The organism is Sphaerisporangium sp. NPDC005288, assembly GCF_040607475.1.
GTDB classification, from domain to species: domain Bacteria; phylum Actinomycetota; class Actinomycetes; order Streptosporangiales; family Streptosporangiaceae; genus Sphaerisporangium; species Sphaerisporangium rhizosphaerae.
In genome coordinates this window covers 59,293-84,126 of the sequence record NZ_JBEXGT010000044.1, presented here as the reverse complement: position 1 = coordinate 84,126, position 24,834 = coordinate 59,293, and the positions used below count along the sequence as shown (strand labels likewise).

General features: G+C 72.9%; 22 protein-coding genes. 12 read left to right on the top strand and 10 right to left on the bottom strand.

Going from position 1 to position 24,834, the window contains the following annotated elements:
- Together ABZU32_RS32610 and ABZU32_RS32605 are read right to left on the bottom strand one after the other, a co-directional pair.
- Nucleotides 1-1,039: DUF2398 family protein (locus tag ABZU32_RS32610; RefSeq protein ID WP_354928261.1), on the bottom strand; the 1,039-nt coding region annotated here is incomplete at its 3' end.
- Nucleotides 1,036-2,586: a TIGR02677 family protein gene (locus tag ABZU32_RS32605; protein WP_354928258.1), complete on the bottom strand. Its 1,551-nt coding sequence runs from the start codon at nucleotides 2,584-2,586 to the stop codon at nucleotides 1,036-1,038. The genes ABZU32_RS32610 and ABZU32_RS32605, both read right to left, overlap by 4 nt.
- A gap of 328 nt (nucleotides 2,587-2,914) precedes the next feature.
- Between ABZU32_RS32605 and ABZU32_RS32600 the strand changes: the two genes are divergently transcribed.
- Nucleotides 2,915-3,418 carry a MarR family transcriptional regulator gene (locus tag ABZU32_RS32600; RefSeq protein ID WP_354928255.1) on the top strand — a complete coding sequence of 168 codons (504 nt, stop codon included), beginning with the start codon at nucleotides 2,915-2,917 and terminating at the stop codon, nucleotides 3,416-3,418.
- 33 nt (nucleotides 3,419-3,451) lie between these two features.
- On the opposite strand, the gene ABZU32_RS32595 is transcribed toward ABZU32_RS32600, so the two are convergent.
- From ABZU32_RS32595 to ABZU32_RS32585, 3 genes are all read right to left on the bottom strand, one after another.
- Nucleotides 3,452-4,057: a helix-turn-helix domain-containing protein gene (locus ABZU32_RS32595; RefSeq protein WP_354928252.1), complete on the bottom strand. Its 606-nt coding sequence runs from the start codon at nucleotides 4,055-4,057 to the stop codon at nucleotides 3,452-3,454.
- A complete protein-coding gene (locus ABZU32_RS32590; RefSeq protein WP_354835541.1) occupies nucleotides 4,054-4,401 on the bottom strand; it encodes an SPW repeat protein in 348 nt (115 codons plus the stop codon). Before ABZU32_RS32590 ends, ABZU32_RS32595 begins: the two co-directional genes overlap by 4 nt.
- Nucleotides 4,402-4,607: 206 nt before the next feature.
- Complete coding sequence (locus tag ABZU32_RS32585; RefSeq protein WP_354928250.1) at nucleotides 4,608-5,225, bottom strand: TetR family transcriptional regulator; 618 nt, start codon at nucleotides 5,223-5,225, stop codon at nucleotides 4,608-4,610.
- 142 nt (nucleotides 5,226-5,367) lie between these two features.
- Between ABZU32_RS32585 and ABZU32_RS32580 the strand changes: the two genes are divergently transcribed.
- The 3 genes from ABZU32_RS32580 (at nucleotide 5,368) to ABZU32_RS32570 (ending at nucleotide 8,758) form a co-directional block, all read left to right on the top strand.
- Nucleotides 5,368-6,576: a cytochrome P450 gene (locus ABZU32_RS32580; RefSeq protein WP_354928246.1), complete on the top strand. Its 1,209-nt coding sequence runs from the start codon at nucleotides 5,368-5,370 to the stop codon at nucleotides 6,574-6,576.
- A gap of 112 nt (nucleotides 6,577-6,688) precedes the next feature.
- The gene (locus ABZU32_RS32575) at nucleotides 6,689-7,426 is read left to right on the top strand and encodes a hypothetical protein (RefSeq protein ID WP_354928243.1); all 738 of its coding nucleotides are present in this window, start codon (nucleotides 6,689-6,691) and stop codon (nucleotides 7,424-7,426) included.
- 183 nt (nucleotides 7,427-7,609) lie between these two features.
- Nucleotides 7,610-8,758, top strand: a complete 1,149-nt coding sequence (locus ABZU32_RS32570) for an oxidoreductase (RefSeq protein WP_354928240.1) — start codon at nucleotides 7,610-7,612, stop codon at nucleotides 8,756-8,758.
- 77 nt (nucleotides 8,759-8,835) lie between these two features.
- Here ABZU32_RS32570 and ABZU32_RS32565 read toward each other — a convergent pair whose 3' ends face one another.
- A complete protein-coding gene (locus ABZU32_RS32565; RefSeq protein ID WP_354928237.1) occupies nucleotides 8,836-10,809 on the bottom strand; it encodes an alpha/beta fold hydrolase in 1,974 nt (657 codons plus the stop codon).
- A 147-nt stretch (nucleotides 10,810-10,956) separates the two neighbouring features.
- The gene (locus ABZU32_RS32560) at nucleotides 10,957-14,058 is read right to left on the bottom strand and encodes a glycosyl hydrolase 115 family protein (protein ID WP_354928234.1); all 3,102 of its coding nucleotides are present in this window, start codon (nucleotides 14,056-14,058) and stop codon (nucleotides 10,957-10,959) included.
- A gap of 581 nt (nucleotides 14,059-14,639) precedes the next feature.
- On the opposite strand from ABZU32_RS32560, the gene ABZU32_RS32555 reads away from it, so the two are divergent.
- The 6 genes from ABZU32_RS32555 to ABZU32_RS32530 all read left to right on the top strand — a co-directional run bounded on the left by ABZU32_RS32555 (nucleotide 14,640) and on the right by ABZU32_RS32530 (nucleotide 20,790).
- Complete coding sequence (locus ABZU32_RS32555; protein ID WP_354928231.1) at nucleotides 14,640-15,239, top strand: molybdopterin-dependent oxidoreductase; 600 nt, start codon at nucleotides 14,640-14,642, stop codon at nucleotides 15,237-15,239.
- Nucleotides 15,236-15,976, top strand: a complete 741-nt coding sequence (locus tag ABZU32_RS32550; protein WP_354928228.1) for a ferredoxin reductase — start codon at nucleotides 15,236-15,238, stop codon at nucleotides 15,974-15,976. The genes ABZU32_RS32555 and ABZU32_RS32550 overlap by 4 nt, the downstream gene beginning before the upstream one ends.
- 1 nt (nucleotide 15,977) lies before the next feature.
- Nucleotides 15,978-16,280 carry a DUF6510 family protein gene (locus tag ABZU32_RS32545; RefSeq protein ID WP_354928225.1) on the top strand — a complete coding sequence of 101 codons (303 nt, stop codon included), beginning with the start codon at nucleotides 15,978-15,980 and terminating at the stop codon, nucleotides 16,278-16,280.
- 139 nt (nucleotides 16,281-16,419) lie between these two features.
- Nucleotides 16,420-17,502, top strand: coding sequence for an exo-alpha-sialidase (locus ABZU32_RS32540; protein WP_354928222.1), 1,083 nt, complete (start codon nucleotides 16,420-16,422; stop codon nucleotides 17,500-17,502).
- 3 nt (nucleotides 17,503-17,505) lie between these two features.
- Nucleotides 17,506-17,784 carry a MoaD/ThiS family protein gene (locus ABZU32_RS32535; RefSeq protein ID WP_354928219.1) on the top strand — a complete coding sequence of 93 codons (279 nt, stop codon included), beginning with the start codon at nucleotides 17,506-17,508 and terminating at the stop codon, nucleotides 17,782-17,784.
- Between the two features lie 2,685 nt (nucleotides 17,785-20,469).
- Nucleotides 20,470-20,790, top strand: a complete 321-nt coding sequence (locus ABZU32_RS32530) for a hypothetical protein (RefSeq protein ID WP_354928216.1) — start codon at nucleotides 20,470-20,472, stop codon at nucleotides 20,788-20,790.
- A gap of 48 nt (nucleotides 20,791-20,838) precedes the next feature.
- On the opposite strand, the gene ABZU32_RS32525 is transcribed toward ABZU32_RS32530, so the two are convergent.
- Both ABZU32_RS32525 and ABZU32_RS32520 read right to left on the bottom strand, forming a co-directional pair.
- Nucleotides 20,839-21,582: an SRPBCC domain-containing protein gene (locus tag ABZU32_RS32525; protein ID WP_354835568.1), complete on the bottom strand. Its 744-nt coding sequence runs from the start codon at nucleotides 21,580-21,582 to the stop codon at nucleotides 20,839-20,841.
- Nucleotides 21,582-22,193, bottom strand: coding sequence for a helix-turn-helix domain-containing protein (locus ABZU32_RS32520; protein ID WP_354928213.1), 612 nt, complete (start codon nucleotides 22,191-22,193; stop codon nucleotides 21,582-21,584). The genes ABZU32_RS32525 and ABZU32_RS32520 overlap by 1 nt, the downstream gene beginning before the upstream one ends.
- A 110-nt stretch (nucleotides 22,194-22,303) precedes the next feature.
- Between ABZU32_RS32520 and ABZU32_RS32515 the strand changes: the two genes are divergently transcribed.
- Together ABZU32_RS32515 and ABZU32_RS32510 are read left to right on the top strand one after the other, a co-directional pair.
- Nucleotides 22,304-22,537, top strand: a complete 234-nt coding sequence (locus ABZU32_RS32515; RefSeq protein ID WP_354835572.1) for a zinc-ribbon domain-containing protein — start codon at nucleotides 22,304-22,306, stop codon at nucleotides 22,535-22,537.
- Nucleotides 22,538-22,592: 55 nt separating this feature from the next.
- Complete coding sequence (locus tag ABZU32_RS32510; RefSeq protein WP_354835574.1) at nucleotides 22,593-23,054, top strand: nucleoside deaminase; 462 nt, start codon at nucleotides 22,593-22,595, stop codon at nucleotides 23,052-23,054.
- Between the two features lie 121 nt (nucleotides 23,055-23,175).
- Here the strand turns inward: ABZU32_RS32510 and ABZU32_RS32505 are convergent, their stop codons facing one another.
- Nucleotides 23,176-24,807, bottom strand: coding sequence for an ATP-binding protein (locus ABZU32_RS32505; protein ID WP_354928210.1), 1,632 nt, complete (start codon nucleotides 24,805-24,807; stop codon nucleotides 23,176-23,178).
- Nucleotides 24,808-24,834 lie beyond the last annotated feature (27 nt).

Here is a 24,834-nt window from a genome sequence, read left to right as displayed (position 1 = left end):
GGAACGCGAGCTGCAGGTGCTGCGCATGGCCGCCAAGGGCGCCGAGGCCCCCGAGGTCGGCGGCCCGCGCGGGCGGCTCGGCGAAGTGCAGCGCCGCCCGCTCGGCGGGATCCTCCAGCAGGTCGGCCATCTTGGCCAGCAGCAGCCCGGCCGCCCTGTTCACCGCCCCTCCCCTGCCCGGGAAGGGCTTGTCGGTGAAGCGGCCGCCGGGGTCGGCCAGCATGACGCCCTCGGCGCGGCGCTCCACGACCAGCCCGGTGAGCCGCGCGAGATCGGCGGCCAGGGCGGGGCGGCGCAGTTCCTCGGCGACCTCCGGCTCCAGCTCGCCGAAGTAGACGACCGGGTGCTCGACCAGGGCGCGGCGGGCCCGGCGGGCCGCCTCGCCGGGACGCGCGCCGCCGTCCGCGCCCTCCAGCAGGCCGGCGGCGCTGGTGAGGTGCTGCACCGGGCGAGCGGGCTTGAACAGCACCGCGCAGACGTCGTGGTCGATGTCGAACAGCGCGTCGCCCCGTTCGGTGTCGTGCGCCCAGGAGTCCAGCGAGCCGTCCGAGATGCGCAGGGCGCCCCGCTCGACCAGCCAGTCGAGGCAGTCGACCACCGCGGCCTTGTGCGCGCCGAGCGTCGGGTCGAAGCCGAGCCCCTCGATGGCGCCGGCGGCCGGGGCGAAGGCCCGCACCAGGTCGGCCAGGCTGATCTCGACGCGCGACCGCTGGAACAGGGCGAGCACCAGGCACAGGTAGGCCAGGCGGCGGCGGTCGAACGGCTTGCCCTTCTTGGCGAACAGGTGGCGCTGGGTGTCGTCCAGGGCGTCCAGGCGGCGCACCACGCGCACCTGGCGGGTGGTCGCGACCACGGTGTAGCCGAGCAGCTCGCGCAGGTCGCGGGTGAGCTGGTCGGCCCACGGCAGGACCTGCTCCAGCGCGCCGGGGCGCGGACGGGAGGCGGTGATCAGGTCGTTGGTGAGGGCGAGCCGCACGGCGTGCTGGTAGGACCCGAGGTCGCCGGGTGCGACGCCGGCCGCGGCGCCGCGGGCGCTCATCGCAGGGCTCCCCTCGCGTGCGCGGCGGGGGCCAGTTCGAGCCGCAGGCCCGGGAGGTGCAGGACGCCGTGCGGGGTGCGCACCGAGCTGCCCCGCGCCGCGGGGACCAGGCGGACGGTGAGCACCTCGTTGCCGCCGGAGGCGTCGCGCAGCCGGCCGGCGACGATGGTGCGGGCCTCCAGCGCGCGGGTGAGCAGGCGCAGGACGACCCGCGTCTCGGCCTCGTCCAGGACGCGGTCGTGCACGCCCGCCTCGATGAGCCCGCCGGCGGCCTCGCGCTCGGCGGCGCGGTGGGAGGCCTGGCGGCGGCGCAGCTCGCCGCGGATGCCGGCCCTTCCGCGCGCCGGCTGCGGGACGCCCGGCGCGGGAGCCTTGCCCTTGCGGAACAGCGGCACCGAGATCTCGACCCCGGGCGCGTCCCACCAGGTGGAGCGGACCGAGATGTCGTCGGCGTCCTCGTGGGCGCCGCCCAGGTGGCGGGCCGTGCGCGTGTTGAAGGCGGCGGCCATCAGGGCGTGGGCGGCGCCCTCGTCGGGGGCGTTGAACACCCATTCGGCCAGGTGGCGTAGCTGGGTCGACCGGTTGACCCCGCCGCGCTGTGCCTCGGCGATCTGGCGCAGCAGGGCGATGACGCCGGACACGCCCGTCCTGGTGGCGGCGCGCAGCTCGGCGGCGCGGGAGGCCTCGCCGCCGTCGGCGGCGAACCAGGCGCGCAGGACCGCCCAGCGCCGGCGCCAGTCCGAAAGGCGCTCGTCCTGGTGCAGGAAGGGACGCTCGTCGGCCGCGGCGGCCCGGGCCAGCATGGCGGCCACGCCCGTGCGCTCGACGTCGCGTACGGCCCGGTCGAGCCGGGGCAGGTAGCGGTCGAGCTCGGCCATGAAGTCGGTCATGTGCGTGAGCAGGGTGTTCTTGTGGCGCAGGAAGGTCTCGGGAGAGGCGTCGGTGGAGCGGGTGATCTCGCCGAGGGTGAGGTGGAAGCGCGCGGAGCGGCGTGCCATGTCCTCCATGACGCCGTCCAGGCGCGACAGCCGGCGCCAGATCTGCTCGCCGTGGCCGGCGCGGTTGGCCGCGGCCAGCGCCCGCAGGTCGTCCAGGATGTCGGAGAACACCAGGCGGGAGAGGTTGGCGTCCTGCGGCCGGGCCGCGAGCACCTCCTCGACGGCGGCGAATGCCTGGTAGCCGAGCTCGCTGAACTGGTACACCGACTGGCGGTTGCGATAACGGACCAGACTGCCCGCCCGTGAGGCGTCCTCCAGGCGGTGGACGACGCCGTCGTCGGCCAGGGCGTCCAGGCGGGCGCGGAGGTTCTCCTCGGCGGCCGGCACCTGGTCGTGCACGCGGCCCAGCTCGGCGAGCACGCGGGCGACGTCGTCGGGGTGGGCCTGCATCTGGTGGACGGCCCTCAGGCCGTCCATCGCGCGCAGCACCCACAGGTAGACCAGGTGGTCGTCGCGCCGGGTGAAGTTGAACAGGCGGAAGCGGTCGCTCACGGCGGCGGCGCTCAGCTCGGGCGCGCGCGTCCCGCCCGTGACGGCTCTGTCGGTCATCCCACTCCCCCGGCCGGACCGCGGGGCTCTCCGGCCGGAGGCCCGCGGCGGCGATCGCGTCGATCGCGGGGAAGCGGATCGTCCCTCCCCCGGCTGTCTCACCCACCTGCCTGGCGACCCCGTGTGCGAACAGAGGATCGATACATGGATACACGAAGATCGGCTCTCGTGTGGCGGCCACGCGCCTCGACACCCATCGCACGGCCCTGGCACGAGCCGTCCCGCGCGCGTTCCGGAGAACTTGCACACGCCGCTATTCGCCGTGTGCTTGGTACAATGCGCGCGTCGTCCCGTGCCGCCTGGCGGCGCGCCTGAGGAGGGACCGGTCATGGGAATCGCCGACGACGCCGTGGAGGTCCGCGCGCAGGGCTGGCGCACGCTCGCGGCGCTGCACGGCCTGATCGAGGCCGCCCTCGAACGTGAGCTGCAGGCAGGCCACGGGCTGTCGGTGGTCGAGTACACCGTGCTCGACGCCCTGTCGCGGCAGGACGGCTGGCACATGCGCATGCAGCAGCTCGCCCGGGCGGCGGCGCTGTCCAGCAGCGCCACCACACGGCTGGTCAACCGGCTGGAGGACCGCGGACTGCTGACGCGCGTGCTGTGCCAGGACGACCGCCGCGGCATCTACACCGAGCTGACTTCGGCGGGGGTGGCGCTGCTGGGCGAGGCGCGCCCGGCGCACGACGCCGTCCTCGCCAGGGCCCTCGCGGAGGCCGGCGCCCTTCCCGAACTGGCCCCCTTGGTCCGGGCGCTGCACCACCTGCCGCCCGTTCCCGCCGCCTCCTCCACCTCCGGCGCTTCCTCCGCCTCCGGCGCTTCCCCGGCCCGCTGACCGCCGGCCGTCCCCACCGGGCTCACGTAGGCGTCAGGTGAGAGCCCTGACGATGAGATCGGCCACCATGTCGGGATCGATGTGATGGCCGGTCAGCAGGCAGAGGTTCTCCTGGTAGAGCAGCACGGCGGCGAACGTCGCCGCCGCGGCCTCCAGCCGGGCGGCGTCGCCGCGGCCGCCCGGCAGGGTCAGCTCCAGCGCGAAGCCGGCGCGGCGGATGATCTCGGCGTTGAGATGCCTGAGCCGCTCGCGCACCGAGGTGTGGGTGTCGGCCTCGCGGAACAGGATGCGCCGCATCGCCGGCGAGGCGCGCAGCGGCACCCGGCGGGCCAGCCCGGCCAGCGCGCGGGCCGGGTCGCCGGGGACGTCCTCGGCGGGCCGGTCGCCGAGCTCTTCGATGCCGGTGCGCTCGTCGACCAGCGCCACCAGCACGTCGATCTTGCGCGGGAAGTAGTGGAAGACCAGGCCCTTGGGCACCGCGGCCCGCTTGGCGATCTCGGCGGTGGCGGTGGCCTCGTAGCCTCCGGCGGCGAACAGCCCCTCGGCCGCGTCGAGGATGCGCGTGCGCGCGTCGGGCTCCCCTCCGGGGGCCCCGGACCGCCGGCGGGCGGTGCGGGACCACACGGAGGGTACGATCACGCGTTCACCCGGGCGCGGCCGCGGATCTGGCTGGCCGTCCACAGTGTGACGATAACCGTCGCGGCGCCCGCGATCCATGCCGTCCAGGCCGCGGCGGCCGAGCCGTCGAAGTCGAACGCCCACGGGGACACCACGAGCAGGGCGCCGAACGCGGCGGTCACCCAGGAGCTCGCGCCGCCGGCTCCGAGCAGCGCCCACAGCGCCGAGACCAGCAGCAGCGCGCCGAGCACGAGCAGGGGCTGGGCGGCGTTGGAGGCGCCGCCCGCCCAGAAGAAGGGCGCCAGGACCGCGGCCGCGCCCGCGAGGAACGCCACGAGGTCCGGCCATGCTCTGGACAGATCCATCTCGGTGCCTTTCGTCCTCAAAGGTGTCGTGGACCTCGACCATCGTCCTGATTGACCGCCCGGTCAATCGACGCCGCCGTTACCTTATGCTCACCGCTCGTCGCGGCACGTGGTGAGCATTTCGCCGGCGCGGCACGCCGGGACACGCGACGAACGCCCCGCGGCGTCGCGGGAACGCGGCGGGTACGGGGACGCGGCGGGTGCGCTCAGCCGAACGAGCGCACGCCGGCCATGGCGACCTCGATGCCGCGCCGTAGCGCGTCCAGCACCTCCGCCTGCGAACGGCCGATCGCGGCGCCCGCGAGGCCGGCGCCCTGGACGGCGCCCATCATGGCGCCGACCACCGCCCCCGCGCTCACCGGGTCGAGCTCGCCCGGGAATGCCTTCAGCAGCTCCTCGGCGATGCGGCGCTGCAGGTCGAGCATCAGATGCAGCGCCTTGGCCTGGAGTGCGGGCACCGTCATGATCATGTGGGCGTACGCCTGCGACAGCTCGCGCTCGCGCTCCATCGGGGGGTCCTCGGCCACGTACCGGGCGATGGTCTCCTCGTAGACGCGCGCCAGCAGGTCGGGGATGCTCTCGCCCTCCCGCCGGGCCGCCAGGGTGTCGAGCAGGACGCGGGAGTGCCGCTCGGTGTGGGCGAACAGCACGTCCTCCTTGCTCGGGAAGTAGTTGAAGAACGTCTTGGTGGCCACGTCCGCCGCGGAGGTGATCTGCGCAACGGTGGTCTGCTCGTAGCCCTGTTCGGCGAAGAGCCTGAGCGCCGTCTCGGCGATCAGCTGCCGGGTCATGCGCTTCTTGCGCTCGCGCCGCGTCTCCTCCATGCGGATCAGCCTACACGCGGCTCTTACATCTCTACTATTTTTACATCAGTTGTATCTTTATATTTGATGGTGTTACATGGAAACCGGCAGGAGGTCCGGCCTCCGTCCCGGAAGGCCGGCAAGCGCCCGCGAAAGGATCGCGATGTCCCCGACCCCTCCCCCGGCCCCGCTCCCGATGGCCCGGCACGCCGGTCGCCCGTTCGACCCGCCCGAAGAACTCGCCCGGCTGCGCGCCGAGCACCCCATCAGCCCGATGGCCTATCCCGACGGCCACGTCGGCTGGCTGGTGACCGGCCACGCCCTGGTGCGCGCCGTCCTGGCCGACCCGCGCTTCAGCCATCGCTCCGAGCTGACGCACATCCCGCTGCCGGGGGCCGGTGTCGGCCAAAGGCCCCCGTCGGCGCCCCCGGGACAGTTCACCGCGATGGACCCGCCCGAGCACACCCGCTACCGCCACCTGCTCACCGGCCAGTTCACCGTGCGGCGGATGCGCGGCCTCACCGGGCGCATCGAGGCGATCACCGCCGAGCACCTGGAGGCTATGGAACGCCACGGCCCCCCGGTCGACCTGGTGGAGGCGTTCGCGCTGCCCATCCCCGGCCTGGTCATCTGCGAGCTGCTCGGCGTCCCGGTCGCCGAGCGAGGCCGCTTCCAGCGCGACATGACCCTGCTGCTCAGCCTGGACGCCACGCCCGAGCGAAAGATGGCCGCCTACACGGCGATCCAGGAGTTCATGGGCGACCTGGTGCGGGCCAAGCGCGCCGATCCGACCGACGACCTGCTCGGCGGCCTGGCCGCGAGCGGCGACCTGACCGACGAGGAGCTGGCGAACATCGGCGGCACCCTGATGGGCGCCGGGTTCGAGACGACCGCCAACATGATCGCGCTCGGCGCCTGGGCGCTGATGAGCCACCCCGACCGGCTCGCGGCCCTGCGCGCCGACCCGGGCCTGGGCGACCAGGCCGTGGAGGAGCTGCTGCGCTACCTGAGCATCATCCCGGTCACGGTGCGGACCGCGCTGGAGGACGTCGAGCTGGGGGGACGGCTGGTCAAGGCCGGCCAGTCGGTGACCGTCTCGGTGCCGGCGGCCAACCGCGACCCCGCACACTTCCCCGACCCGGACACCCTGGACCTGCACCGGGTGACGGCGGGGCATGTGGCGTTCGGCCACGGCGTCCACCAGTGCCTCGGACAGCAGCTCGCCCGCGTGGAGATGCGGGTCGGCCTGCGCGCGCTGTTCGACCGGTTCCCCGGGCTGCGCCTGGCCGTCCCTCCCGAGGAGGTGCCGCTGCGCACCGACATGCTCATCTACGGCGTGCACCGCCTGCCGGTCACCTGGGATCCCGCCTGACCCCGCGCCGGCGCCCTGCGGCGTCACGCCGCCGCGGCGGCCGCGGTCCTCACGTCACAGGTGGCACGCCCGGCGTCACGCCGCCGCGGCGGCGGGGGTCCTCAGGTCACAGGTGGCACGCCCGGCCCGCCCCAGGCCATGCCACGCACCCGTTCACCGGAGCGGGCCGTGCCGCGCGCCCTCGGGCGCCTCGCGGCACGGCCCTACCCGGTTCGCGGCACGCCGTCAGCCGCTGCTCGAACTGCTGCTACTGCTGCTGGAGCTGCTGCTGGACCCGCCGCCGCCCCAGCGGCCGCCGTCGTCCCAGCCGCCGCCGGAGCCGCTGGAGCTGCTCGAGCTCGAACTGCTCGAACTGCTGGAACCGGACCCGCCGCCTCTGCCGCCGCCCGAGCCGCCGCTGGAGCTCGAGCTGCTGGAACTGGAGCTGCTGGACCCGCTCGAACCGCCGCCCCTGCCACCGCTGGAACCGCTGGAACTGGAGCTGGAGCTGCTCGAACTGCTGGAGCTGGAGTCGCGCCTGTGCGAGTCGCCGCGGCACCACCGGCGCCGGCAGTCGTCGGTTAAGCCGGACGCCGCTCCCGGCGTGACGGTGGCCTGCCGGACCTGCGTGGTGGTGGCCGCGCTCGCCTGCTGGACGGGCATCGCGGCCGGGCCGATGAGGGTGGTGGCCACCACGGCGCCGGCGGCCAGAGCATGCTTGAGCATGAGAGATCACTCCGTGTCCTGCGTTGCGCCCGGCGGGTTGCTCGGGCTGACGGAGCGCCGTGTCGGTTCCCGGGAAGATGTCGAGACGACGTCTTACCTGAGACCCACGCTAGATGAAGCGAATCTGGGCGGTCATCCCGTATAGCCCAAAGCCTCGGTCCGGGCTCAGCAAGCCGGCGCGGTGCGCGGGGGCGGTCGCGCCGTCCTGCGAACATGGACGAAATAGATCATTTTGGGCTACTTTGCCGGGCATGATGCTTCGATCCGTGCTCGGGATGATCACAGCCGTGTCGGCGGTCGTCATGGCGATGCCGCGTCCGCGCAGGCGGTGTCCGGCGCCCCTTCGGACGACGGCGCCGTGCCCTCGGCCTCCGCGGCCTCCGCCGCTCCCGCCGCCGGCGGAGCGGTGTCCGCCTCGCGCGCGCCCGCCACCGCGGGGGTTCCCGGGACGGGCGACGCGGCGGCGGGACGGGTGAGCCTCGCCTGGGACCCGCGGCCCACCGGAACCCAGGGGCGCCTGCGCGGGTTGTCGCCGGTCAGCGGCCGCGTCGCGTGGGTGTCCGGCAGCCTCGGCACCGTGCTGCGCACCACCGACGGCGGGCGCGACTGGAGTCCGGTCGCCCCGCCCGGCACCGCCGACCTGCAGTTCCGCGACGTCGAAGCGTTCGACGCGCGCACCGCCGTGGTGCTGTCGATCGGCGAGGGCGACGCCTCGCGCGTCTACCGCACCGAGGACGGCGGGCGCACCTGGGCCGAGACCTTCCGCAACGACGAGCCGCGCGCCTTCTACGACTGCATGGCCTTCTTCGACCACAGGCACGGCCTGGCGATGAGCGACCCGGTCGACGGCAGGTTCCGCATCCTGTCCACCGACGACGGCGGCCGCAGCTGGCGCGTTCTGCCCTCCGCCGGCATGCCCGAGGCGCTGCCCGGCGAGGCGGGATTCGCGGCGAGCGGGCAGTGCCTGGTGACCGCCGGAGGCCGCGACGTGTGGCTCGCCACCGGCGGAGGCGCGCGCTCGCGCGTGTTCCACTCCCGCGACCGCGGCCTCACCTGGACGGTGGCCGACACCCCCATCCCTGCGGGCGACCCGGCGCGCGGAGTGTTCGCGCTCGCCTTCCGCGACCCCCGGCACGGCATCGCGGTCGGCGGCGACTTCCAGCCGGGACTGCCCTCCCCCGACGCCGCCGCCGTGACCGGCGACGGAGGAGCGACGTGGCGCGAGGCGTCCGCTCCGCCGCAGGGCTACCGCTCGGGCGTCGCCTGGCTGCCGCACCTTCCCTGGGCCGCCATCGCGGTCGGGCCCACCGGCAGCGACGTCACCTTCTCCGCCGGCGACCGCTGGCAGAACTTCGACGGCGGCTCCTACGACACCGTGGCCTGCGCCCCCGACCTGGCCTGCTGGGCGTCCGGCGAGCAGGGCCGCGTCGCCCGCCTCACCCTTCAAGGTGTCCCCTCCGGAACCGCCCGCCGGTAGCGGCCGGCCCACCGGAATGTGCGCCGGTCGGACCTCGCGACGGTGCAGGTGGGTGTCGTTGAGGCGGGGCGCCGGCATCAGCAGGCGGTGTCGGCGGCCGGCAGCTCACCGGTGACGAGGTAACGGGCGACCGTGGCGTTGAGGCACTGGTCGCCGTAATGGGGGAACGGGGCGTGGGTCTGGGCGTCGATCGTGACCAGGCGTGATCCGCGGATGCGCGCGGCGACGGCCCTGCTCACGGACGCCGGCACCGCCACGTCCCGCAGGGCCGCCACGACCAGGGCGGCCGGCGCGCGGTCGCGGTCGAGTCGCACCGGCTCCTCCTTGGCGGGCGGCCAGAACGCGCAGGGGTTGATATTGGCGTTGCCCGGCCCGAACAGCGGGTGACGCGCCCGATAAGCGGCGATGTCGCGCAGGTAGACGCGCGGGTCGCGCGGCCAGGGGGCGTCGGCGCAGCGGTAGGCGGTGTTGGTGGCGGTGTGGTGGTCGGCGGGCACACCGGGCACGCCCTCCGGCGGCGCGGGACGGATGGGGAACGGGACGAACGGCTCCCGTCCGGCGGCGACGGCGGCGAAGGCCGCGGCGACCATGCCGAAGGCCCGCTCGTCGTAAATGCCGGCCACCAGCAGGGCGCCCAGCTCGCCGCCGGTCCAGGCGTGGCCGGCGATGACGATGGGCGCCCGGGTGGCCCGGTCGAGGATGCCGGTGAGCGTGGCGTGCGCCTTCGCGGTGGTCTCCCCCAGGCCGTATTCTGCGTGCCTCGCGGCGACCCAGGCGGCGAAGGCCACCGTGCCCTCCTCGAACGCCGGGGTGCGGCTCAGCTCGAACGGCCGCCAGATCGTGTCGGCGTTCACCGGGCTGTCCAGGACGAACCGGTCAACGCGGTGCGGGAACAGCGTGCCGTAGACGGCGCCGAGCAGCCCCGCGTAGGAGCCGCCCAGGTAGGAGATCTTCTCCTCGCCGAGGGCCGCACGGATGAGGTCCATGTCGCGGGCGGCGTTCGCGGTGGTGGCGTGCGGCAGGGCCCAGCCGGAGACGCGCACGCAGTCCTCGGCGTACCGCCGGGCCTCGGCCGCCTCGGCGAGGAAGCGTCCGGGTGCCGCGGGCCGCACCCAGAACCCGCCCGGCTCCTCCTCGGGCCGCCCGCAGCCGATGGGTGTGCTGCGCTCGACGAACCTCATGTCGAATCCGACCAGGTCGTAGCGGGCGCGGACGTCGGCGGGCAATGCGGGGGCGAGGCTCGCGGGCAGCGGAACGCCCGGCCCTCCCGGCCCGCCGCCGGTGGTGAGCAGCACCCCCCGCCGCCGCTCCGGGTCGGTGGCGGGCAGCCGGGAGATCACGATGGAGATTTCGGGGCCGGACGGGCGGCGGTGGTCGAGGGGGACGGTGACCCGGGCGCACCGCAGGTCCGGCGCGCTCACTCCGGCGCACGCCTCCCACCGCAGCCCCGGGCCTCTGACGGCTGCGGCGGTGCCAGGGGCGGCGACGGCGGAGACCGCGAGGGCCGCCGCGACGACCGGTGCGAGCGCGGTGACCGGCACTGCACGGGCCAGACGCCCGAACCCGCCCCGCCCGCGCGCCGCACGGGCCGGGGCCACGCTCGCACCGTCCCGCTCTTCATCGACCGGTACGGCCGCGGCCTCACCTCCGGTGCCCTGCCTGTGGGCTTGCGCCGCGGAGGCCGGGAGCAGGTGCCGCGGTGCGCGCGCCGGGCCAGGCAGGTGCGCGCCGTCCGGGGAGTTGCCCGTGATGTCCGTCATGTTGCCGGTCTCCATTCTTGTGACATGTCCGCCGATTCCCTCCCACAGCAGTGCCCAGCGGACGCCGACGCCGAAGTCCCGCCGCCCCCGCCTCGCGCCCCGGCCGCAACGCCGGCCGATGAGGCCGACGGCCGCGTGGTCGGTGAGGGTGACCTCGGCGCGGAACCCGCGCCCCCAGCCCTGCGTCACCCGGTAGCGGACGGCGCGGGCGCTGTCGGCGGAGGTGGGCGCGGTGAAGGTGACCGGCGCGGAGGGGCGGGAGGTCCGGCCGGTGCGGTCGCGGGCCGACACGGTGACGGTCTCGCCGGGTGCGGAGGCCGGTCAGGGGCAGCGAGGTGCGGCGGGTGACGCCGAGAAGGCGGCCCTGCGAAGCACATCGGCTTGCCGGTGCGCGCGGTGGTGGCCTGACGGGCCGCCGGCGTGCCGGCGGCCCGGATTTCAGTGTGCCGTTCGTGCCTGGACCACCTTGCTCTCGGGCGGGCCGAGGTAGCTGGGCAGGACGCCGCCGGTGTTCACCACCAGCCGCTGCACCACCACCGTCGGGTCGACCATCCAGAACTTCAGGACATGCACTCCTGGCGTGCTGATCGTGTGGGTGGTCGTGGTCACGTTGGCGTTGTCGGAGGTGTTGCGCTCCCACTGCCGGTTCATCGTCGTGTCGTTCGCGCCGGTCGCCTTGGTGACGTTCACGGTCTGCGGCGCCTGGTCGTCGAACGACACGGCGTACTTCAGCCCGTCGGTCGGCAGGACGTTGTTCCTCGGCGACAGGTACGCCGAGACCGTGACCGGGCCGGTGGTGAACACGGTCATCGTGTACTCCAGACGCGGGCCGTCCCCTCCTGGCGTGCGGCTCGCCGCGGTGACCGGCCAGGGCGTCACGCCGTCGCCGGTCTTGCCGATGCCCGGGATGCGCTTCCAGGTGACGCCGGGCGCGCCGACCGCCCTGGTGTGGTCGGCCGCCTCGGCCGCGACGTACCCGCCGGCCTCGACGAAGCCCTTGACCCGCGAGGGCGGCGTCGCGGGGTTGTCCACGACCGCCGTGACCACCACGCCCGCGCCCGCGCCCGTGACGGTGATGGGCACCTCGATCCTGCCCTTCGGGGCCCGTGACCAGTCGACGCGCACGGTCACGCGCACCTGCTCGCCGACCTCTCCCGACCTCGGCGTGACGCTCACCCACGGCACCGACGGCTTGACGGTGTAGCCGAAGGGGGTCGTGCCGCGGTTGAACACCTCGATGTACTGCTGCGGCGAGGACTGGTACGGGCTGAACGCCGGCAGGACGGCCGGAGTCCGCTCGGCCGGCCACCACTTGTCCGAGCCGTCGACCGCGACGCCGAGGTCGGCCGCCGCCGGCACCTCGATGCGCTGCAGGTGCGGGTAGAAGGCGTCCGGCAGGGCGACGTTGTCCTTCTCGGGCTGCTGCCAGGGAGCGTTCGGTCCGTACCTGTCGATGTCGCCGTAGCCGATCTTCGGCTGGAGCTGGAAGCCGTCCCATTTCCCACCGGCCAGGGTCTTGTTGTAGTACTGCGACATCGCCTGGTCCTCGTCGAACCTGGCCTGGGCCAGGTCGGCGAGGTCGTTCGTGGCGGCGCGCCCCTGCCTGGCGTACAGGATGCCGGTGAACTGCGCCCTGCGCAGCGCGTACAGATTGGCCGTCGCCTTCACCTGGTAGTAGACGAGCTGGTAGTAGGCGTCGTCGTACCCGGCGGGCAGGGCCTCGCGTATCTTCTCCGCCTTGGCGGCCAGGGCCTGCCACTCGGCGGTGACCCGGTCCATCTCCTGGTAGGCAGTCAGGCTGAAGGGGGTGTCCTTGTCGTCGTAGACGATGGCCGAGGAGTCGGTGGCCGGGTCCTTGGCGGGGTCGAGGCCGATGCGGCGGTTCAGCAGCTCGGGCTTGCGCCGTGACTGCAGGCGGCCGTACGCGCTCAGCACCTCGGCGATGGCCCGCGCCTGCTCGGACCCGAAGTTCTGCGCGGCGTACCCCCGCTCCCAGTCGTCCAGCCGGTCCAGCGTCAGGCCGGAGGGATCCCAGGCGTAGTCGAGGAAGAGCTGCAGCGGCTGCTCCTCGTTCTTCATGTCGCCGACGTTGACCACCCACAGCCGGTCCACGCCGTAGGTGTAGGCGAGGTTGAGCTGCTCCCAGGTGTTGGCAAGGTTGACGGTGTCGGCCCACTTGTAGTTGCGGCCGCCGCCGACGTAGTCGAAGTGGTAGTACATGCCGTAGCCGCCGCTGCGCCTGGGGAGCGCCTGGTCGGGCAGCTTGCGCATGTTGCCCCAGTTGTCGTCGCAGAAGACGACGGTGACGTCGTCCGGCGGGCGAAGCCCCTGGTCCCAGTAGCGCTGGACCTCCTTGTAGAGGGTCTGCACCTGCGGGATGGACGTCACGGGCTCGCCGCTCTCCTTGGCCAGGATCTCGCGCTGGGCGGCCAGAATGCTCTGCATCAGCTCGATGCCGTCGCCGTCGGGCAGGCCGACGTCGCCGTTGCCGCGCATGCCGAGGGTGACGACGCCCTCGAAGTCCTGCTCCTTCATGCGGCGGATGCCGTCGGCCCAGTACTTCTTGATGGCTTCGCCGTTGCGGCGGAAGCTCCACTCGCCGGTGCCGCCGTAGGGGTCGTGGCCGGGCACGGTGATGTTGCCCGCGCTGTCGCGCTGGGCGGCGACGGCGTGCCGGTTCCACTCCTCGATGCCGCGCATCATCGGCGCCTCGTGCGAGGTGCCCATCACGACGCCGTAGGCGGTGGCCGTCTTGTGGTTGTCCGGGTCGTCCTCGGCGAAGGCGCGCCCCCAGACCGCCGGCCACAGGTAGTTGGCCTTCAGCCGCAGCATGACCTCGAAGACCTTGGCGAAGAACTTGCTGTTGAAGCCGCCCGGGTAGCCCGCGGCCAGGCCGGGGCCGAAGTGGCGGGGCGCCCAGGTGCCGAGCGCCGGGTTCTCGTCGTTGATGAAGAAGCCGCGGTACTTGACCTTCGGCGTGCCCTGGCTGTGCCGGCCGGGCAGGACGTACAGCGCGTCGTGGTGGCGGGCCGGCACGTCGTCCCACCAGTACCACGGGGAGACGCCGATGCGCCTGGAGACGTCGTAGGCGCCGTAGATGGTGCCGCGCTGGTCGCTGCCGGCGATGACGAACGCGCGGCGCACGCCCGGCAGCGGGTCGGCGACGACCTGCTCCAGGGAGGTCTCCCACTTGCCGGCGATGCCGCTCACGTCGAGCTTGCCCTTGGAGACCAGCCCGTCGATGAGCGGACTCCTGCCGATGGTGCCGACGAGCACCACGTCGCCCCGGGGCGCCTGGTCCGTGGAGACGGCGGGCCTGACGCCGGTGACCCGCTCGATGTCGGCCCGCAGGTCGTCGACGACGCGGGTCACGCCGGCGTGGTCGCTCCCGCTGACGACGATGGGCGCCGCCTTGCCCGACGCGACGAGGGGGAAGCGCCCGGCTCCGCCGGTGAAGGCGATGTAGGAGCCGGGGTCGGCGGGCTCGTGCCGGACCGTCGCGGCCGTCGCCGTCGCCGTCGCCGTCGCGGGCGACGACACGGCAGCCCCGGTGGCGATGACGGCCAGCGACAGCAGAATCTGGAGCGGCCTCCATCGTCCGCGCCTTTTCGTATGAGGGGGAGCTGCGGCGTGCCTTCTCATTCTGGGATCTCCCTGAGGGGGCGGAACGGCGCGGATGACGGAAATTTGCTCCCGTATTACGAAAGTTTCGGTAGTCCCCAAAAACAACCGGATGTTAACGAGCCCCATACAGGTGGTCAACCGTTCCGATAGTGCAGGCCGACAAGCCGGACCGCACACGAAGCGGCCGGTGAAACTTTCACCATGAATGCGCTCTCATCACCGCACACGACTGATGCCGACGCCGCTGGACGCCTGTCGCCGCCCCGGCCGGTGCGCGAGGGCGCCGTCCTGGCCCGCGACCAGGGGTGGCGTGTGGGCGCGGGCCGACGCCGATTTCGCCCGCGAGTCCGCTCCGGCCCGCCGAGGGAAGACCGCTATTGTGAGTTAGAGCCGTACGAATCGGTTCACTCGGCTTCAATCATCGCGTAATCGGGTCGAACCACCTTCTCTGGCACGATCTCCGCAACGACCGTCGGCGGCACGAAGGAAAGAGACCGATGGGCATCATCTCGCGCGGCTTCCGCGGCCGGCCCAGGGACGAGGGCGTCAAGCTCCCGCCCGGCCAGTACCTCACGCACGACTTCCCGGTGCTGTCGGCCGGGCCCACCCCGCGCATCCCACTGGACCGCTGGGAGTTCACGATCGACACCGAGGCGGGGCACACCCACCGCTGGAGCTGGGAGCAACTGCTCGGCCTGCCGGCCGAGACGCCAACCGTCGACCTGCACTGCGTCACCAAGTGGTCCAAGCTCGGCACCGCGTGGAAGGGCGTGTCGCTCGACGTGCTGATGGAGGACGTCGAGACCACCGCCGAGTACGCGCTGGTCCACTCCTACGGCGGCTACACCACCAACCTTCCGGTGGAGGACCTGCTCGACGGCCAGGCATGGATCACCTACCAATACGACGGGGAGGAGCTCGCGCCCGCGCACGGCGGCCCCGCCCGGCTGCTGGTCCCGCACCTGTACCTGTGGAAGTCGGCCAAGTGGGTGCGCGGCATCCGGCTGCTCAACGACGACTGGCCCGGCTTCTGGGAGACCGCCGGCTACCACAACTACGGCGACCCGTGGCGCGAGCAGCGCTACCAGGGCGATTGAACACCCGCCGGCTGACGTGGCGGGCCGCGCGGCTGGTCGGCTCCCGCGCCGAGACCGACGCCGCGCGCACGCTGGTCTTCAAGATCCCCGGCTGGCCCGGCCATCTGCCCGGCCAGCACGTGGACGTGCGGCTGACCGCCGAGGACGGCTACAGCACCCAGCGCAGTTACTCGGTGGCCTCCGCCTCCGACGGTGACCTCGTCGAGCTGACCGTGCAGAACGTCCCCGGCGGTGAGGTCTCGCCCTACCTCGCCGAGGTCCTGGAGGTGGGCGACGAGGTGGAGATGCGCGGACCGGTGGGCGGCTGGTTCGTGTGGCGCCCCACCGGCGTGGAGCCGGTGCTGCTGGTCGCGGGCGGGTCGGGCATCGTGCCGCTGATGGCGATGATCCGCGCGCGCCGGCAGGCGGGGAGCCGGACGCCCTTCCGCCTGGTCTACTCGGTGCGCGAGCCGCGCCAGCGCTTCTACGCCGAGGAACTGCGCCGCGCCGGCCCAGGCGACGCCGGGCTCGACGTGGCCTACCTGTACACGCGGTCCGCCCCGGACGGCTGGCCCCGCGCGGCGGGGCGGCTCATGGCGGCCGACCTCGGCGCCCACGGCTGGCCGGCCGGGCTCGCGCCCGACTGCTACGTCTGCGGGCCCACGGGGTTCGTCGAGACGGCCGCCGACATCCTGCTCGCCCTCGGCCACGATCCCCGCAAGATCAGGACCGAACGCTTCGGCCCCACCGGAGGCTGACATGACCCGACCGATCGAAGACGCCTACCAGGACGGCAACGCCCTGGCCGGCCCGCTGCGCGAGATCTTCGCCGTCGACGTGACCGCCGCCGACGGCCGGTGCGCGGGCTGCGGGCTCGCCGGCCCGCTCGCGTCCCTGCGGGTGTACGGGCCCGCCCCGGGCTGGGTGGCCCGCTGCCCCGGGTGCGAAGAGGTCGTCATACGCCTGGTGCGCGGCCCCGATGCCGCCTGGCTGGACATGCGCGGCACCGTGAGCCTGCGCATCCCGCTGCCCGCCGATCCGCAGGGGACCGCGAGCCCCTGATCCGCGCGAAGCGAGGGCTCACGACGCGCCCGATCAAACACCTGTTCTAGAAACCTGGCGTCCAGGTCTTCCGGAACCGGTGCCGTGGACGGAATACTGACCGTCGGTAACCATTCCGTCCACACCGAAAGGCATCGCGATGACCGTCCTTCTGGCCCTTGGAACCGCGAAGGGGCTGTTCCTGGCCCGCAGTGACGACGACCGCGCGTCGTGGGACATCACCGGCCCCCACTTCCCCATGACCGGCGTTTACGGTGTGTGCGTGGACAAGCGGGGGCCGGTCCCGCGCCTGCTGGCGGGGGTCAGCAGCTCCCATTACGGGCCGAGCGTCGCCTACAGCGACGACCTGGGCGCCACATGGCACGAGCCCGACCGCCCGCCGGTGGCCTTCCCGCAGGACACCGGCGCGGCGCTCGAACGCGTCTGGCAACTGGTCCCCGACCCCTTCCGCCCCGGGCGCGTCTACGCAGGCACGCAGCCCTCGGCCCTTTTCGTCTCCGACGACGGCGGGGTGACGTTCGAGCTCGTGCGCTCCCTGTGGGATCACCCGCACCGCCCGCAGTGGCAGGCAGGCTTCGGTGGGCAGGCCATCCACACGATCCTCCCCCACCCCGGCGACCCGTCCTCGCTGCTGGTCGCGATGTCCACCGGCGGCGTCTACCGCAGCGCCGACGGCGGTGACTCCTGGGCGCCGGCCAACTCCGGCATCCAGGCCACCTTCCAGCCCGACCGTTTCCCCGAGTTCGGCCAGTGCGTGCACAAGGTCGGCAGGGACGCCGGCGACCCCGACCGCCTGTACGCGCAGAACCACCACGGGGTCTACCGCTCCGACGACGGCGGGGCGCACTGGGAGTCCATCGCCGAGGGCCTGCCGAGCGACTTCGGCTTCACCATCGTCACCCACCCGCACCGGCCCGACGTCGTCTACAACTTCCCGCTCGTCGCCGACGCGATGCGCTTCCCGCCCGAGGAGCGCTGCCGCGTCTACCGCTCGCAGGACGCCGGCAAGAGCTGGGAGGCGCTGTCCGACGGCCTGCCGTCCGAGCCGTTCTACCCGGCCGTGCTGCGCGACGCCATGTGCACCGACGACGCCGACCCCGCGGGCGTCTACTTCGGCACCCGGTCAGGCGAGGTCTACGCCAGCCCCGACGAGGGCGACTCATGGGCGCTGGTCGCCTCCCACCTTCCCGATGTGCTCTGCGTCCGGGCAGCGGTGGTCTGACCGATGGCGGTAACCGTTCTGGTGCCCTCCACGCTGCGCGGCGAGGTCGACGGCGTCAAGGCGCTCAGCGTGGACGCCACGGGCACGCTGCGCGCGGTGCTGGACGAGGTGGGCCGGCGCTGGCCCCGCCTCGAACGGCGGGTGCGCGACGAGCAGGGCGCCCTGCGGCGTTACATGAACGTCTACATCGACGGGGTCGACTGCCGCTCCATCGGCGGCTCGGATGCCCCCGTGCCCGGTGAGGCGGAAGTCCACCTTCTTCCCAGCGTCGCAGGCGGCTGACCTCACACAGGCCGGCACCCGGCCGGCCCCTGGACGGTCGTCGCCCATGCCAGTCCCGGACGGCTGCTCTCTTGCAGTCGAAGACGGCCGACCTCGAGCCGGCGCGGACGGCTGACGTCTGGCGGTGGCGGCTGAGGTCTGGCGGTGGCAGAGAGGTGCCCTGGCAATGGCGGGATGCCGATGTCCGGAAAGGGCGATGCGGCCGGAGCCGTGTGGGCTCCGGCCGCATCAAAATCACGGCTCTGGTGGGGCTCAGCCCCAGGGAGTGTTGCCGAACTTGTCGGGGGTCAGGCTCAACTGCGCCGCCGAAGTCAGAGTGTCGATGAGGGTTTGAGGTGAGGCGGTGGTCCCGACGTACTCGCTCATTGCGCTGACCCCTCGTCCATGGCGGTTCTGGCGTTGTGCCGTCCCGCCGTCGCACTAGCGAAGCTATTCGCGCCCGCTATTCACTCCCTATCGGTACGCTTCTCATGCAGGAAAACAGGCTATTGCAGCAGGTTGTCGCCCCCTATTCGAAGTATTCCGATATTTCAGGATGGTTTCCCCTGACTCATATCGGTAACACCATCACTGCCATTCCGGTCAACCCGATATCGCCACGAAACATTGTTCCGGTGACGGTGGAAATCCATGGGTCAAGTGACCCCTGGACCACCCTCGGGACAACATCGCCCCCGGCTCCCAACCGCAGGTAACGTGCGGCCGGCCCGCCCCGTGCCTGGGGCCGGTGACCCGCCTGTCGCCCTCCTCCAGGGCCCTCCCCCACCCCGGCCGCACAGCGCGCGGCGGGGCCCGGTGGGCCGCAGCGGTGAGCCACAGACGAACGCGAGGCGAGCGGGTCTGCTCGCCAGGACGCGAAGGGCCGACGAGCCGGAACCCGTCGACCGCACCTGGGGGAAGACCCCGCCGCGTCGACCGCACTTGGGGGAAGAACCGGCCACCGGAAGGTGAAAGGCCGACGAGCCGGTACCCGCCGACCGCACCTGCGGCAGGCACCGGCTCGCCGGGCGACACGCCGGTCCGAATCCGGCGCCACGGGCCCGGCCCCGAAGGGCCGGGCCACCGGGCGGCGGTGCTGAACCGGCAGCTCAGGATGGTCGCGATCACTCAGACGGGCGCATACGTCCCCGCTCCTCGTCCTCGGACCGCCCATGGCGACGCGGGGCGGTTCGTCCGACGGCCCTCACTGCTGATCACGGCGCCGGGTGCACCAGCATGTGGACGCGGAGGAGGAATCTCCGTCGGCCGCGGAAGGCCCAGGGCATCCGACGCAGCCCATGCCGCGCAGGCAGACGCCGGGCCGGCGCGGCACGGCTCGTGCCGCGGAAGCGGTGCGATCCCCGCGTGCGGCGGCCTCCCGTCGCGCCTCGGCGATCTCCTCCTCCCAGAGGGCCACGTGCTGCTCCCACAGGTAGGTGTGATCGCCGAGGGAGACATGCCGGGACGCCTCCGGCCGGGGCGTTTCCCCGTCACCCGGTTCCGCCGGGGCGGACCGGTCCCGGTGCGAGGTCACGTCCTCTCCGCGCCACGACCGTCGCCGGTCATCGGAATACGCCTCCCCCGCCGCCGGACGGTCTTCGTGGCCGGGAGCGCCATTGCCCGGCCACGAAGAACCACCCTGCCCCGGGACCACGTTCTGCGGCGCCGGACGGTCCGAAGAACCCGGCACGTCATGCCCTGCCCACGGACGACTCTCGCCCGGGAACACATCCCTCGGCCTCGACCGCTCTCCGAGGCCGGGGGCGCCATCGCCCGGCCACGGACGACGACTCTCGCCCGGGAACTCGTCTTTGGGCACCGGCTGCTCTCCGAGGCCGAATGCGCCGTTACTCGGCCGCGGCCGACCGTCCTCACCTGGGAACGCGTTCCTCGGGGTCGAGGGCCGCCTCGGCGAGGGGCCGTCCTGACCGCGGCGGGAAGGCCGGCTCGGGTCCGGGAACATCTCGCCGGGCGCGGAGAAGGTCCCGGGCCGGAACGCGTCCTGGTCGGGACGTGGCAGCCGGCGCCGGTCGGCAGCGGCCTCGTCGTTCCCGCCCGGTGGGAGATGGTCGTCATCCGGGGTGGGGTGATGTGTCCACTCGGTCGGGTCCTGCTCCCACCAAGGCGGTTCCTCTTCCCAGCGCTCGTGGTGGTCGTCGCGTGGAGACATGGTCATCCTCATCGGTTGCGCGGAAGATTCGGACCGCCGGCTCGCCCGCCGCGCGGCGCCGGCCCGCCGTCCCGGACGGGGACGGGGGGCCGGGCCCGCGCGGCGGGCCGGGCGGTCTAGGGCCACCAGGCGAGTCCCAGGAGGAAGGACCTGCCGGAGCCGGGGGGCTCCTGGCGATGGTCGTCCTCGCCGGGCGGCCGATCGGCGTGCGCGTCGTTGCCGGCGGACGGCTCAGGCCGCCGCCTGTCTTCTTCTTCGCCCCTGCCGCGATCCGGCCCCGGAGAACCCGCGGCCGGACCATCCGGGTCCGCCGCACGTTCTTCCTCACCGAAGCCACTCGGATCCCGCGGGGAGAGCCCTTCGCCCGGAACCGGCTCCGTACGGCGAGTGCCGGGGGCCGCAGGACGTCCTGCCCCGTTGGGGGTGGGGTGGTCCCGATCGGCGGGGTTGGACGGGGGGGGACGTTGGAAGGGCCCGCCGCCGGGCGGCTCCGGGGGGCGTGGGAGCACGCCGCGGGCCGCCTCTGGAGGGGCCTGATGGAACGGTTCCTCTCCGCGCTCGCCCGGGTCCCGGTGCAGGACCACCTCGTCCTGGTCCTGCGGGCCGCCGTCGTTCCCCGGAAGGGGGACGGGGGCGGAAGGGTGACCCAGGCGGTCGTGCGGCTCGCCGGCCTCGGGTTCGCCCTCAGCGCCGACGTTCCCCGGACGGGGGACGGAGGCGGAAGAGTGACCCAGGCGGTCGCGCGGCTCGCCCGCCTGGGGGTCATCGTCGGCGCGACCGCGGTCGTCGCCGTATCGGGGATTCGTGCTCTCGTCCATGCCCATGGTGACCTTCGGTACCGGCGTCCTGTCGTCTGATGCTGCGCTGGTGGGGGCCGCCGCTCTCACGTGCGGCGGGAAGGGCCGTCAGGCGAAGAGCTTGTCCAGCCAGTCCTGCCAGGCCTGCTCGACCTTCCTCGGGTCGATCTTGTCGGTGAAGATGTGGTGCGCCACCACGACCGTGTCTTGCTGGCCCCGGATGAACCGGTACAACCCATCACCGGTCCGCACCCCCAGGAAGTCCGGCGCCACATAATCGGCCACCCCCTCGATCGGCGCGAAGCCCTCCGGCGTCAACCGCAACCGATCGCCCTGAACCACCTTCCCCGACAATCCCAGACCCCGCTCCAGCACCGACCACACCGGCTCCACCCCGCCGCCACCCGGCCGCGCCGCGAACACCACCAGCGCGAACTGACCGGGAAAATGCGTCAGATACTGATCCAGCGTGTGCAGATACATGTCCCAGCCGCGCTCCAACGCCTCCACCTCCGCCTGCCATCCATCACCCAGAACACCGCTCTGCACGAGCCGCAGCACCGTTCCGCCCTGTTCACGCCCCTCGATCAGGAACTCGAAGGCCATGAACGTGCCGTCCTCGCCCTCGGCTCCCCGGAACTCGAACCGCCTCCCCGGCTCCCACGCCGTCACCGTCGCCTCCACCGGGAAGTCACCGAAGAACTGCACCGCCTTGCCGCCCACCCACGGCTCGACCTCATTGCGGCCCAGGAACCAGGAGTTCAACCCCGGCCCGCTGGCCACCGCCTCCCACACCTGCTCGGCGCTCGCCCGCAGCTCGATCTTCTTGCGCACTTCGAACGGATGCGTCATCACGGGGTCCCTTCAGGCTCGAGGTCCGTCTCACTTGGCACGTAGGGGTGCATCGCCACGATCAGGCGGTGTACGCGGCCGCCATCGGCCGACTCGTCGTGGTATTCGCCGGCCAGGGCCGTGACCGCCTCGGCCAGCCGGGTGGCGAACGCGGCGCGGTCGGCGGCCGAGGCGAAACGCACCTCGCCGTCGATGGTGAAGGTCGGCACCCGCCTGCGGGCCTTGGCCGCGGCGACGACGAGTCTTCCCACGTCGCGCACGAGCCGCGAGGCGACGGCGAGCAGCCAGCGCGCCGAGAGCGCGTCCGGCGAGCGCGCCGGATCGGGCGCCACCGCCGCCAGTGCCACCGGCGAGATGACGTACGAGGCCGCCGTGGCCCGCATCACCCGTTCGGTCACATTGCCCTTGCGCCGCTCCTCCGCCAGCTCGACCAGGCCGTGCCGCTCCAGCGCCTTGAGGTGGTAGTTCACCTTCTGGCGCGGCAGCCCGACCCGCCCGGCCAGCGTCGCGGCCGAAGCGGGTTCGGCCAGCTCGGCCAGCAGCCGGGCCCGCACCGGGTCCAGCGAGACCTGGGCCGCCGCCGCATCTTCGATCACCGCAACTTCGAACATGACACAACGGTCTCACCGACAAACGAAGTTGTCAAGACTGTCTAAGTTGTCGGATCGCGGGGGCGATGGTGAAACGGACTCGAGCGTCCCGCATTGGGTAGAGGTGGGTGATGTTCATCTTGTTCGGGCTCCGCACGACCATCCATCCGCTCGGCACGCTCCGCTCCGCCTGCCGGGTCTGCGGCACCGTGGCGGCCCAGATGCTGTCAGAACGGGTGACCCGGTTCAGCCTGTTCTTCGTCCCGCTGTTCCGGCTGCGCACCAGGTACGCGGCACAGTGCACGGCGTGCGGCGCGACGTACGGCCTGTCGCGGCAGGAGGCGACCCGCTCGGCCATCCTGTGACGCGCCACGACGCGCGGCCGGTTTCCCGTGGCGGCGGTCGCGGAATGCTCACGCCATGACCGTCGAGCACACCACCCCGGCCGCGATGCTGGCCGTGGCGCTGGAAGAGGCCAGGAAGGGGTTCGCCGAGGGCGGGGTCCCCGTCGGCGCGGCGCTGTTCGGACCGGACGGGCGGCTGCTCGGCCGGGGCCGCAACCGCCGGGTGCAGGACGGCGACCCGTCGGTCCACGGCGAGACCGCCGCCTTCCGCGACGCCGGCCGGCAGCGCACCTACCACGGGACCACCATGGTGACGACGCTGTCACCCTGCTGGTACTGCAGCGGCCTGATCCGGCAGTTCGGCATCACCGGCCTGGTCGTCGGCGAGAGCCGCACGTTCACAGGTCAGCACGAGTGGCTGGCCCGCCACGGCGTCCACGTGGTCGTGCTGGACTCCGCCGAGTGCGCCGAGCTGATGACGGCGTTCATCGGCGAGCACCCGGAGCTGTGGTACGAGGACATCGGCCAGGACACCTGACCCTTCCGCCGGCGGCGGAGGGGTCAGACCGGCGAGTACGGCCGCGCGTCGCGGCGTCCCGGCTCCGAGACACCGCGTCACGGGCGTACGGCCCCGGCAGGCGACGGGGAGAGGCGGAGACTCAGGCGTCGCGGGCGGCGGTGGCCTGCCTGGCGGGGATCGCGGATGCGGCCGTGGCCGCGACGACCGGTGCGCCGACGGGCGCGGCGGGCCCGTCGGTGACGGGCAGGTGGATGATGAAGCGGCTCCCGCCGGTGTAGGCGAGGTCCAGCTCGATGCGCCCGCCGTGGTAGGCGGCGATCTTGCGGCAGATCGCGAGCCCGATGCCGGTGCCCTCGTAGGCGTCGCGGGTGTGCAGCCGCTGGAAGATCAGGAAGATCTTGTCGGCGTACTTGGGCTCGATGCCGATGCCGTTGTCGGTCACCGTGATGCGCCACTCGTCGCCGCCCTGCTCGCCGTCGACCCGCTCGGCGTCGACCCGCTCGGCGTCGACCCGCACGACAGGGGCGCGATCGGGATGGCGGAACTTCAGCGCGTTGCCGATGAGGTTCTGCCAGAGCATCACCAGTTGGGTGCGGTCGCCGGTGATCTCCGGCAGCTCGCCCACCTCGACGGTGCCGCCGGTGTCCTCGACCCGGACCGCGAGGTTGCGCACGGCCAGCTCCACGGTCTCGCTGAGCTTCAGCCGCGTGAACTCGACGTTCAGCCTGCCGATGCGGGAGAAGGTCAGCAGCTCGTTGATGAGCGTCTGCATGCGCTTGGCGCCGTCGACGGCGAAGCCGATGTACTGCTTGGCCCGCTCGTCCAGCCGGTCACCGTAGCGCTGCTCCAGCATCTGGGTGAAGCTCGCGATCTTGCGCAGCGGCTCCTGCAGGTCGTGGCTGGCGACGTAGGCGAACTGCTCGAGCTCGCCGTTGGAGCGCCGCAGCTCCTCCGTCTGCCGCTCGAGCATCTCGCGCGACTGGCGGGTCTCCTCCAGCTCCGTCACGATGCGCACCCGCATCGCCTCGATGTCCAGGGCCAGTTCGGCGACGTCGGAGGGGCCGCCGGTGTCGACGTGGTGGCCGAAGTCGCCCGCCGTGACCCGCCGCGAGGCGGCGCGCAGGCGCTCCAGCGGCCGGAAGACCACCAGCCGGAGCAGCACCGCGAGCGCGATGATGGTGAGCAGGAAGAAGACGATGATGCCGCTGAAGCTGACGTTCCTGACCGTGCGCGCGGAGGTCAGCTCGGCGCGGGCGGCCTGACGGGTCCGCAGCCACGCGGCGTCCTGCGCGTCGAGCGCGGACCGCAGGGTGTCGAACGCGCGGCGGCCCGCCTCGGTTCGCTCGGCCGACACCTTGTCGAACCCGTCGCGCCGGACGGTGGCGATCAGCGGCTCGGCGTAGCGGGCGCGCCACTCGGCGCTCAGCCGCTCGACCTCGTCCAGCTCGTGCAACGGCGGCGCGCCGGGCGCGAGCCCGCGCACGGCCGCGGCCGTCCGCCGCTCGGCGGCCTGCCCGGCGACGTAGGGCTCGAGGAAGTCCTCCTTGCCGGTGAGCAGGAAGCCGCGGACGCCGGTCTCCTGGTCGACGAGCGCGGTCCTGATGCGCTCGGACTCGATGCGCGCCGGGGAGATCACGTCGGTCAGGCGGTTGGAGACCTCCGTCGTGTGACGCAGGACGACCGAGCCCGCCAGTGCGGACAGCGCCAGCAGGACGACCATGACGACCAGCACCAAGGCGAACCACGCCTGGGCGCTCCAGCGAGCTCTCATAGGGCGCCCGAAACGACCCTGACGATG